We start from the raw sequence: 10,431 nt of genomic DNA, 5'->3' as shown, positions 1-10,431 counted from the left end.
GCTCCCGCCGCGTTCGCGGGCACCGCCGCGCCGGGCCGCACGGCGTTCGTCTTCGCCGGGCAGGGCTCGCAGCGGCTGGACATGGGGCGCGAGCTGCACGCGCGCTTCCCGGTCTTCGCGGCCGCGTTCGACGAGGTGCTGGCGCTGCTCGACCCGGGCCTGCGGGACCTGCTGGACACCGTCTGGGGCAAGGACGAGGAGTCGTTGCGCCGCACCGGGTTCGCACAGCCCGCGTTGTTCGCGCTCGAGGTCGCGCTGTACCGCCTGGCCGAGTCCTGGGGACTGCGCCCGGACGTCGTCGCGGGCCACTCGATCGGTGAGATCGCCGCCGCGCACGTGGCCGGCGTGCTGTCGCTGGCGGACGCGTGCCGGCTGGTGTCGGCGCGCGCCCGCCTGATGCAGGCGCTGCCGGCGGGCGGCGCGATGGTCGCGCTGCGGGCGTCCGAATCCGACGTCCGACCGATGCTGACCGACGGTGTGGGCATCGCGGCCGTGAATGGGCCGGCGTCGGTGGTGATCTCCGGCGACGAGGCCGAGGTTCTCGCGATCGCCGGTCGGTTCGAGAAGACGACCCGGCTGCGGGTGTCGCATGCGTTCCACTCGCCGCTGATGGACCCGATGCTGGACGAGTTCCGGGCCGTCGTGGAGACCCTGACGTTCGCCGAACCGCGGTTCCCGATGGTCACCTCGGCCGAGGTGACCGAACCGGTCACCACCCCCGAGTACTGGGTGCGGCACGTACAGGCGACGGTGCGGTTCGCCGACGCCGTGGCCGCGCTCGCCGACCGGGGCGTTCGGACGGTCCTGGAGCTCGGTCCCGACGCCGCGTTGTCCGCGCTCGTCGGGGAGATCGGCAACTTCGCCGCGGTTCCGTTCCTGCGCAAGGACGAGCCGGAGGAGCACGCGAGCGTCTCGGCGCTGGCGCGGCTGCACGTCCACGGCGTCGCGCCGGACTGGGCGGCGTGCAACACCGGCGCGCACGTCGTGGAGCTGCCGACCTACGCCTTCCAGCGCGCGTTCCACTGGGCGGCGGCCGGCGACCCCGAGCAGGCCTTGGTGGACTCCTGGCGCTACCGCGTGGTGTGGGAGCCGGTCGCCGGCCCGACCCGGCCGTCGCTCGAGGGCACCTGGCTCGTGGTGTCGGTCGACGAGGCCGAGGACGTCGCCGCGGTGCTGACCGCTGCCGGCGCGTCGGTCCGGGTCGTCGACGCCGATCGAACGACGCTCGCCGAACGGCTCGGCGACCTCGACGGCGTCGCGGGCATCCTGTCGACCGGCGACGCCCACGCGACGCTCGCGCTGCTGCACACACTGTCCGAACGCGACACCGACGCGACGGTCTGGGCGCTGACCCGCGGCGCGGTCGCGGCTGTGCCCGGCGACGCGGTCGAGAACCCGACGCCGGCGCAGGTGTGGGGCCTGGGCCGGGTGGCCGGGCTGGAGCAGCCGCAGCGCTGGGGCGGCGTGGTGGACATCGCCGGGGCGGTCGACGAGCGGCTGGTGGCCGTGCTGACCGGTGGCGAGGACCAGGTCGCAATCCGTGAGTCGGGCCTGTTCGCCCGGCGCCTGGAACGCCACTCCCGCCCGGGCGGCGCCGGAGAGCCGGCGGTCGGCGGCACGGTGCTCGTCACCGGGGGGACCGGCGGGCTCGGCGCGGAGGTCGCCCGATGGCTCGCCGCCGCCGGGACGACCCGTCTCGTGCTGACCAGCCGCCGGGGCCCGGACGCACCCGGCGCCGCGGAGCTGCGCGACGAGCTGACGGAGTCCGGTGCGCGGGTGGACATCGTGGCCTGCGACGTCGCCGACCGCGACGCGCTCGCCGCGGTGCTCGCGGACCTGCCCGACCTCACGGGTGTGGTGCACGCCGCCGGGGTGGGGCAGGTGGGCATGCCCCTCGACGCGACCGGCGACGACGAGCTCGACGCCGTGCTGTCGGCCAAGGCCGGGGGAGCGGCGAACCTCGACGCGCTGCTCGGCGACCGCGACCTCGACCTGTTCGTATTCTTCTCCTCGATCGCGGGCGTCTGGGGCGGCGCGGGTCAGGGCGCGTACGCCGCGGGCAACGCCTACCTGGACGCCCTCGCCGAGAACCGGCGTGCGCGTGGGCTCACCGCGACGTCCGTCGCATGGGGACCGTGGGCGGAGACCGGGATGGCGACCGACGACGCCACCGCCGAGCACCTGCGCCGGCGGGGGCTGCGCGCGATGGCGCCGGCCCTCGCCATGCGGGAGCTGCGTCGTGCTCTCGCCGGCTCGGATGTCACGGTGACCGTCGCCGACGTCGACTGGCAACGGTTCTTCCCGCTGTTCACCGCCGGCCGGTCCGGCCGGTTCTTCGACCGCCTGCCGGACGTGACGGCACTGCGCACCGGCGCCACCGGAGTCGACCCTGCCCTGGCCGCGCGCCTGCGTGAGCTGTCCGAACAGGACGGACAACGGCTGATCCTCGGACTCGTCAAGGCCGAGGCCGCCGCCGTGCTCGGGCACGACTCGCCCGACGCAGTCGCGACGCGCAAGCCGTTCCGCGACCTCGGTTTCGACTCGCTCGCCGCGGTGGAGCTGCGCCGACGGCTGGTGTCTCGCACCGGGCTCACCGCGCTGCCCACGACGCTCGTGTTCGACCAGCCGGCCCCGGAGGTGCTCGCCGCCCACCTGCGGTCGCTGCTCGCCGGTGAGTCGACCGGTGGCGCGGAGACCGACGTGGCCGGCGCGTTCGCCGACGAGCCCGTCGCGATCATCGGCATCGGCTGCCGGTTCCCCGGCGGCGTCAGCTCCCCGGAACACCTGTGGGACCTGGTCACCCAGGGCGTGGACGCGGTCGGCGACTTCCCGGCGGACCGCGGCTGGGACAACGCGGCCCTCTACGACCCGGACCCCGACCGCGCGGGCCGGACCTACCTGACGCGCGGCGGGTTCGTGGCCGAGGCCGCCGAGTTCGACGCCGGGTTCTTCGGGATCTCCCCGCGTGAGGCGCTCACGATGGACCCGCAGCAGCGGCTGCTGCTGGAGACCGCGTGGGAGTCGTTCGAGCGCGCGGGGCTCGACCCCACGTGGCTGCGGGGGAGCAGGACCGGCACGTTCATCGGCTCCAGCTACCAGATCTACGGCTCGGAGGTCGCCGACGGTGCCGAGGGCCATCTCATCACCGGCACGATCCCGAGCGTGCTGTCCGGCCGGGTCGCCTACGCCCTGGGTCTGGAGGGACCGGCGGTCACCGTGGACACGGCATGCTCCTCCTCGCTCGTCGCGCTGCACCTGGCGTGCCAGTCGCTGCGCAACGGGGAGAGCTCCCTCGCGCTCGCCGGCGGCGCCACGATCATGGCCACGCCCGACCCGTTCATCGCGTTCAGCCGGCAGCGCGCGCTCGCCGCCGACGGCCGGTGCAAGGCCTTCGCCGAGGACGCCGACGGCATGACCCTGTCCGAGGGCATCGGGCTGCTGCTCGTCGAACGGCTCTCGGACGCCCGCCGCAACGGGCACCCGGTCCTCGCCGTCATCCGCGGCTCTGCCGTCAACTCCGACGGCACCTCCAACGGCCTCACCGCGCCCAACGGGCCCGCACAGCAGCGCGTCATCCGGCAGGCCCTGGCCACCGCCGGACTGTCTACATCGGACGTCGATGCCGTGGAGGCGCACGGCACCGGCACCGCGCTGGGCGACCCGATCGAGGCGCAGGCCCTGCTGGCGACGTACGGCCAGGACCGCGAACGCCCGCTGCTGCTGGGCTCGGTCAAGTCCAACCTCGGCCACACCCAGTCCGCCGCCGGCGTGGCCGGCGTGATCAAGATGGTCATGGCGATGCGCCACGGCGAGCTGCCGCCCACACTGCACGCCGGGCGCCGGTCGTCCGCGGTGGACTGGGACGCCGGCTCGATCGAGCTGCTCACCGAGTCCGTCCCCTGGCCCGAGTCGGGCCGGCCGCGCCGGTCGGCCGTGTCGTCGTTCGGGATCAGCGGGACCAACGCGCACGTGGTGCTCGAGCAGCCACCCATGCCCCCGCCGGCGCCGGAGTCCGAGTCGGCCGGTCCGGTGCCGTGGGCCGTGTCGGGCCGCTCGGCCGGCGCGCTCCGGGCGCAGGCCGCGAACCTCGTGGCCCACCTCGCCGAGCATCCCGCGTCCGACGCCGAGGTCGCGGCGTCCCTCGTCTCCGCACGGACCGCGTTCGACCACCGCGCCGTCGTCGTCGGCGCCGACACCGACGAGCTCGTGGGCGGCCTGCGGGAGCTCGCCGCCGGTTCGGCCGCCGCCGGGGCCGTCGCGGGCGTGGCCGACGTGGACGGCCGGACGGTCTTCGTGTTCCCCGGGCAGGGCGCGCAGTGGGTGGGCATGGGGGCCCGGCTGCTGGCAGAGTCGCCCGAGTTCGCCGCCTGGCTCACCGAGTGCGCCGACGCGCTGTCCTCCCAGGTGGACTGGTCGCTGCTCGACGTGCTGCGCGACGGCACCGACCTGGACCGGGTCGAGGTCGTCCAGCCGGCGTCGTTCGCCGTGATGGTGGCGCTGGCCGAGCTGTGGCGCGGCCACGGCGTCACGCCCGACGCCGTCGTCGGCCACTCCCAGGGCGAGATCGCCGCGGCGGTCGTCGCCGGCGCCCTGTCCCTCGACGACGGGGTGCGCGTGGTGGTCCGGCGCAGCCAGGCGATCGCGCGGACACTGTCCGGCCTCGGCGGGATGCTGTCGGTCGCGCTGCCCGTGGCCGACGTCGAACCCCGGCTGGACGAGCGGCTGTCGATCGCCGCCGTGAACGGCCCGGAGCTGGTCGTCGTGGCCGGCGAGAACGACGCGATCGACGCGCTCCGGACAGACCTTCGTGCCGAGGGCGTGCGCGCCCGGCGGATCGACGTCGACTACGCCTCCCACTCCGCCCAGGTCGAGCTCGTCGAGGACGAGCTGCTCGACCGGCTCGCCGGCATCGAGCCGCGACCGGCGAGCGTGCCGTTCCTGTCCACGGTGACCGGTGAGTGGCTCACCGGTACGGAGCTCGACGCCGCGTACTGGTACCGCAACCTGCGCCTGCGGGTGGGCTTCGAGCAGGCGATCCGCACGCTGCTCGACGCCGGACACCGCGCGTTCGTCGAGGTCGGCCCGCACCCCGTGCTGACCATGGGCGTGCAGGGCATCGTGGACAAGACCGGCACGCCGGCCGTCGCGACCGGCACGCTGCGCCGCGACGACGGCGGCCGGTCCAGGTTCCTCACCTCGCTGGCGGAGCTGTACGTCCGCGGCGTCACCGTCGACTGGCGGCTCACCGGCCGGCGCACCGTCGACCTGCCGACCTACGCCTTCCAGCGAGAGAGCTACTGGGTGCCGCGCCAGCGGCCGGGGGCCGAGACCGACTCGGCGGAAGCCGCGTTCTGGGCCGACGTCGAGGATGCCGACCTCGACGCGCTCGGCCGGCGCCTGGCCATCGACCCGGACTCGCTGGCCGCGGTCCTGCCCGCGCTGTCGTCATGGCGCCGCGACCGCCGCGACCGCTCCACTGTGGACTCATGGCGGTACCGGACGGCGTGGCGCCCGCTCACCGGCGTGCCCGCTCCGGCACTCACCGGCCCCTGGGCCGTCGTGACGACCGACCCGGACGCCGACGTGGACGTGACCGGTGCGCTGGAGTCACATGGTGCCGAGGTCCGGGTGGTCACCGTGGACCCGGCGGACGCCGACCGCGAGACGCTCGCACCCCGGCTCGCCGGGATCGCGGACGTCGACGGGATCGTGTCCACGCTCGCCATGGCCGACGGCCATCCGATGCTCCCGGCCGGCCTCGCGCTCGCGCAGGCGCTGGGCGACGCCGAGGTCGATGCTCCACTGTGGATCCTCACCCGGGGCGCCGTGTCGACCGGTCGGGCCGACTCCGTGCCGAACCCCGACCAGGCCATGGCACACGGGTTCGGCTGGACGGCCGCGCTCGAACACCCCGAGCGCTGGGGCGGCGTCGTCGACCTGCCAACTGACCCGCTCGACAAGTACGCCGCCCGGTGGCTGGCCGGCGTGCTCGCGGGCGTGGGGGAAGAGGATCAGCTCGCGATCCGCTCGACGGGCGTGCTCACCCGGCGCGTGGTTCCCGCCCCAGCCGGCGACCGTCCCGCGGACACCTGGACCCCGCGCGGCACCACGCTGATCACCGGCGCCACCGGGACGCTCGGCCCGCACGTGGCCCGGTGGGTCGCGGAGCGGGGCGCCGAGCACGTCGTGCTGGTGAGCAGGCGCGGCCCGGACGCACCGGGCGCGGCCGAGCTCGTCGCCGACCTCGCCGCGCTCGGCACCACCGCCACCCTCGTCGCGTGCGACCTCACCGACCGGGACGCGGTCGCGGAGCTGCTCGCCGGCGTCAAGGCCGAGGGGCACACGATCCGCACGGTTCTGCACGCCGCCGCCTTCATCGAGCTGCGGCCGATCGCCGAGACCCCGGTCGACGCGTTCGCGGACGTGCTCGCCGCGAAGGTCACCGGCGCGCGGCACCTCGACGAGCTGCTCGCGGACGAGCCCCTCGACGCGTTCGTGCTCTTCTCCTCGACCGCGGGCATGTGGGGCAGCGGCAACCACGCCGCCTACGTCGCCGGCAACGCCTACCTCGCCGCGCTGGCCGAGAACCGGCGCGCCCGCGGGCTGCCGGGCACCGCGATCAACTGGGGCATCTGGGCCGACGACCGCGACTCGGGCCGGGTGGACGCCGAGCAGATCCTGCGCAGCGGCCTGCGGTTCATGGACCCCGATCTCGCGCTGGCCGCGCTCGGCCGGGTGCTCGCCGGCGACGAGACCGTGCTGGCGATCGCCGACATCGACTGGGACCGCTACCACCCCGTGTTCACCGCCGGGCGGCCCACCGCGCTGTTCGCGGAGATCCCCGAGGTCCGCGCGCTCGCGGCCGGCGCCGGACGCTCCACTTCGGACAGCGAGCTCGTGGCGCGGATCCGCGAGCTGGCCCGCGCCGAGCAGGACCGGGTGCTGCTCGACCTCGTCCGCGGCCACGCCGCGTCCGTCCTGGGGCTCGCGGCCGCGGCGAACCTGCCCGAGCGCAAGGCGTTCCGCGACGCCGGCTTCGACTCCCTGACCGCGGTCGACCTGCGCAACCGGCTGGCCACCGCCACCGGGCTGGCGCTGCCCACGACAATGGTGTTCGACCATCCGAACCCGGTCGCGCTGGCGGAGTTCCTTCGCACCCGCATCGCGGGCGACGGCGCGGCGGCCGGGTCCGCGACCCGGCACGGCGCGGTCGACGAGCCGGTCGCGATCATCGGCATGAGCTGCCGCTACCCCGGCGGCGTGACCTCGCCCGAGCAGCTGTGGGAGCTGGTCGTCGAGGGCGGTGACGCGATCTCCGGGTTCCCCGCCGACCGCGGCTGGGACGCCGAAGCGCTGTACGACCCCGACCCGGACGCCACCGGCCGGACCTACTCGACGAGTGGCGGGTTCATCGCCGACGTCGCCGGGTTCGACCCGGACTTCTTCGGCATCTCGCCGCGTGAGGCGCTGGCGATGGACCCCCAGCAGCGGCTCGTGCTGGAGACGGCATGGGAGGCGTTCGAACGCGCCGGCATCGACCCGGCCTCGGCCCGTGGCAGCCGGACCGGCACGTTCATCGGCGCGAGCTACCAGGACTACGCCGCGGCGTTTTCTGGGCTCCCTGCCGGCCGTGACGACGGGCACGCGGTCACCGGGACGACAGCGAGCGTCCTGTCCGGCCGGGTGGCGTACTCGTTCGGACTGGAGGGCCCGGCGGTCACCCTCGACACGGCGTGCTCGTCCTCGCTCGTCGCCCTGCACCTGGCGTGCCAGTCGGTGCGCAGCGGGGAGAGCACGCTGGCGCTGGCCGGCGGGGTCGCCGTGATGTCCACTCCGGACGCGTTCGTGGGCTTCAGCCGGCAACGCGCGATGGCGGTCGACGGCCGGTGCAAGGCGTTCTCGGACGACGCGGACGGGATGAGCCTCGCCGAGGGCGTGGGCCTGTTCCTGGTGGAGCGGCTGTCCGACGCCGAACGCAACGGGCACCCGGTGCTCGCGGTGATCCGCGGCTCGGCGGTCAACCAGGACGGCGCGTCGAACGGGCTCACCGCGCCCAACGGTCCCGCGCAGCAGCGCGTGATCGGCCAGGCGCTCGCCAACTCCGGGCTCGCCGCGACCGAGGTGGACGCCGTGGAGGCGCACGGCACCGGCACCGCGCTCGGCGACCCCATCGAGGCGCAGGCCCTGCTCGCGACCTACGGCCAGGATCGTGCGCACCCGTTGCTGCTCGGTTCGGTGAAGTCCAACATCGGACACACCCAGATGGCCTCCGGCGCGGCCGGTGTCATGAAGATGGTCCTGGGGATGCGCCACGGCATGCTGCCGCGCACCCTGCACGCTCCCGAGCCGTCGTCCCATGTGGACTGGTCGGCCGGTGACGTCCGGCTGCTGGCCGAGCCGGCCGAGTGGCCCGAGACCGGCGCACCCCGCCGGGCGGGCGTGTCGTCGTTCGGGCTCAGCGGGACCAACGCGCACCTGCTGCTCGAACAGGTGCCACCCGCACTGGAACCGGCGTCGCCGGCCGGCGACCGGCCCGTGCCGCTCGTGCTGTCCGCCGCGACACCCGAGGCCCTGCGGGCGCAGGCCCGTCGGCTGCGGGAGTGGCCGGACCGGCCGCACCTCACCGACCTGGCCTACTCGCTCGCCACCGGCCGCTCCGCGCTGGAGCACCGGGCGGCCGTCGTCACGGACGACCGCGAGGACCTGCTGCGCGCGCTGGCGGCGCTGGAGCGGGACGAGCCGGCGGCCGGCCTCGTGCGGGGCACGGCGAGCGGAGGCGGCGTCGCGTTCCTGTTCACCGGGCAGGGTGCGCAGCGGTTGGGCATGGGCCGCGAGCTGTACGACCGGTTCCCGGTGTTCGCCGCCGCGTTCGACGAGGTGCTCGCGCTGCTGGACCCGGGGCTGCGGGACGTGGTGTGGGGCGAGGAGGAGGCGGCGCTGGACCGGACCGTCCACACGCAACCGGCGCTGTTCGCGCTCGAGGTGGCGTTGTACCGGCTGGTCGAGTCGTGGGGAGTGCGGCCCGACTTCGTCGCCGGGCACTCGATCGGCGAGATCGCCGCCGCACATGTCGCGGGCGTGCTCTCGCTCGAGGACGCGTGCACGCTCGTCTCGGTGCGCGGCCGGCTCATGCAGGCCCTGCCCGAGGGCGGGGCGATGGTGTCGCTGCTCGCGACCGAGGACGAGGTGGCGCCGCTGTTGACCGCACGCGTCGGCATCGCGGCGGTGAACGGCCCGTCGTCGGTGGTGATCGCCGGCGACGAGGAGGAGGTCACGGCGATCGCGGAGCGCTTCGAGCAGACCCGTCGGCTCACCGTGTCGCACGCGTTCCACTCGCCGCTGATGGAGCCGATGCTGGACGAGTTCCGCGCCGCGGTCGCCGGCTTGTCCTTCCGGGCGCCCGAGGTCACGGTCGTGTCGACGTTGACCGGCGCCGTCGCGGACGCGGCGGAGCTGTGCGATGCGGAGCACTGGGTCCGGCACGTGCGGGACGGCGTGCGGTTCGCCGACGCACTGACCGCGCTGCGTGTCGCCGGGGCGGCGAACCTGCTGGAGCTCGGGCCGGACGGCGTGCTCGCCGCGATGGCCCAGGAGTCCGGTGTTCCGGTCGTGCCGGCGTTGCGGCGGGACCGCGACGAGGAGACCGCGGTCGTGGCGGCCCTCGCGACCGTGCACGCACGGGGCTGCGGGGTCGACTGGCCCGCGTTCTTCGCCGGCCACGGCGCACGGCGGGTCGACCTGCCCACGTACGCGTTCCAGCGCCAGCGCTTCTGGCCGGCCCTCCCGGTCTCGTCTGTCGACGCGTGGCGCTACCGCCCGGTGTGGCGGCTGGTCACGCCAACGGGCGCGGTGTCCGGGACTTGGCTGCTGGTCACGCCGGCCGGCGTGCCGGTGCCGGACTGGACCGCGGGACTGGGCGTGGACGTCGTGCCCGTCTCGTGCCCGGCCGACCGTGCGGCCGTCGCCGCCGAACTGTCCACAGTGGAGCAAGACATCGGTGGGGTGCTGTCGCTCGTCGCCCTCACGGACGACGCCGACGGCGGGCTCGCCCGGACGGTCGCGCTGGCGCAGGCCCTCGGCGACACCGGGATCGACGCGCCGCTGTGGTGCCTGACCCGGGGCGCGGTGCACGGCCATGTCGACCCCGCCCGCGCCGCGGTGTGGGGCTTCGGCCGGGCCTTCGCCCTGGAGGAGCCCGCGCGGTGGGGCGGCCTCGCGGACCTGCCGGAGACAGTCGACGAGACCGCGGCTCGACGGCTCGCCGGGGCGTTGGCCGGGGACGAGAACCAGGTGGCCATCCGAGAGACCGGCGTGTTCGCCCGGCGCCTGGAGCGCACCTCGCCGGCCGGCCCGCCGGCGACCTACCAGGCGTCGGGGACGGTGCTCGTCACCGGCGGCACCGGCGCGCTCGGCGCACACGTGGCCCGGTTC

At 75.2% G+C, this 10,431-nt stretch carries 1 protein-coding gene; it reads left to right on the top strand.

The annotated features are described in order from the left end of the window. Window positions 1-10,431: type I polyketide synthase (locus ACRDSK_RS27340; protein WP_431444192.1), on the top strand; the 10,431-nt coding region annotated here is incomplete at both ends.

Source organism: Actinophytocola sp. (assembly GCF_050699915.1).
Taxonomy (GTDB): Bacteria; Actinomycetota; Actinomycetes; order Mycobacteriales; family Pseudonocardiaceae; genus Actinophytocola.
This window is presented reverse-complemented; position numbering and strand designations above follow the sequence as displayed.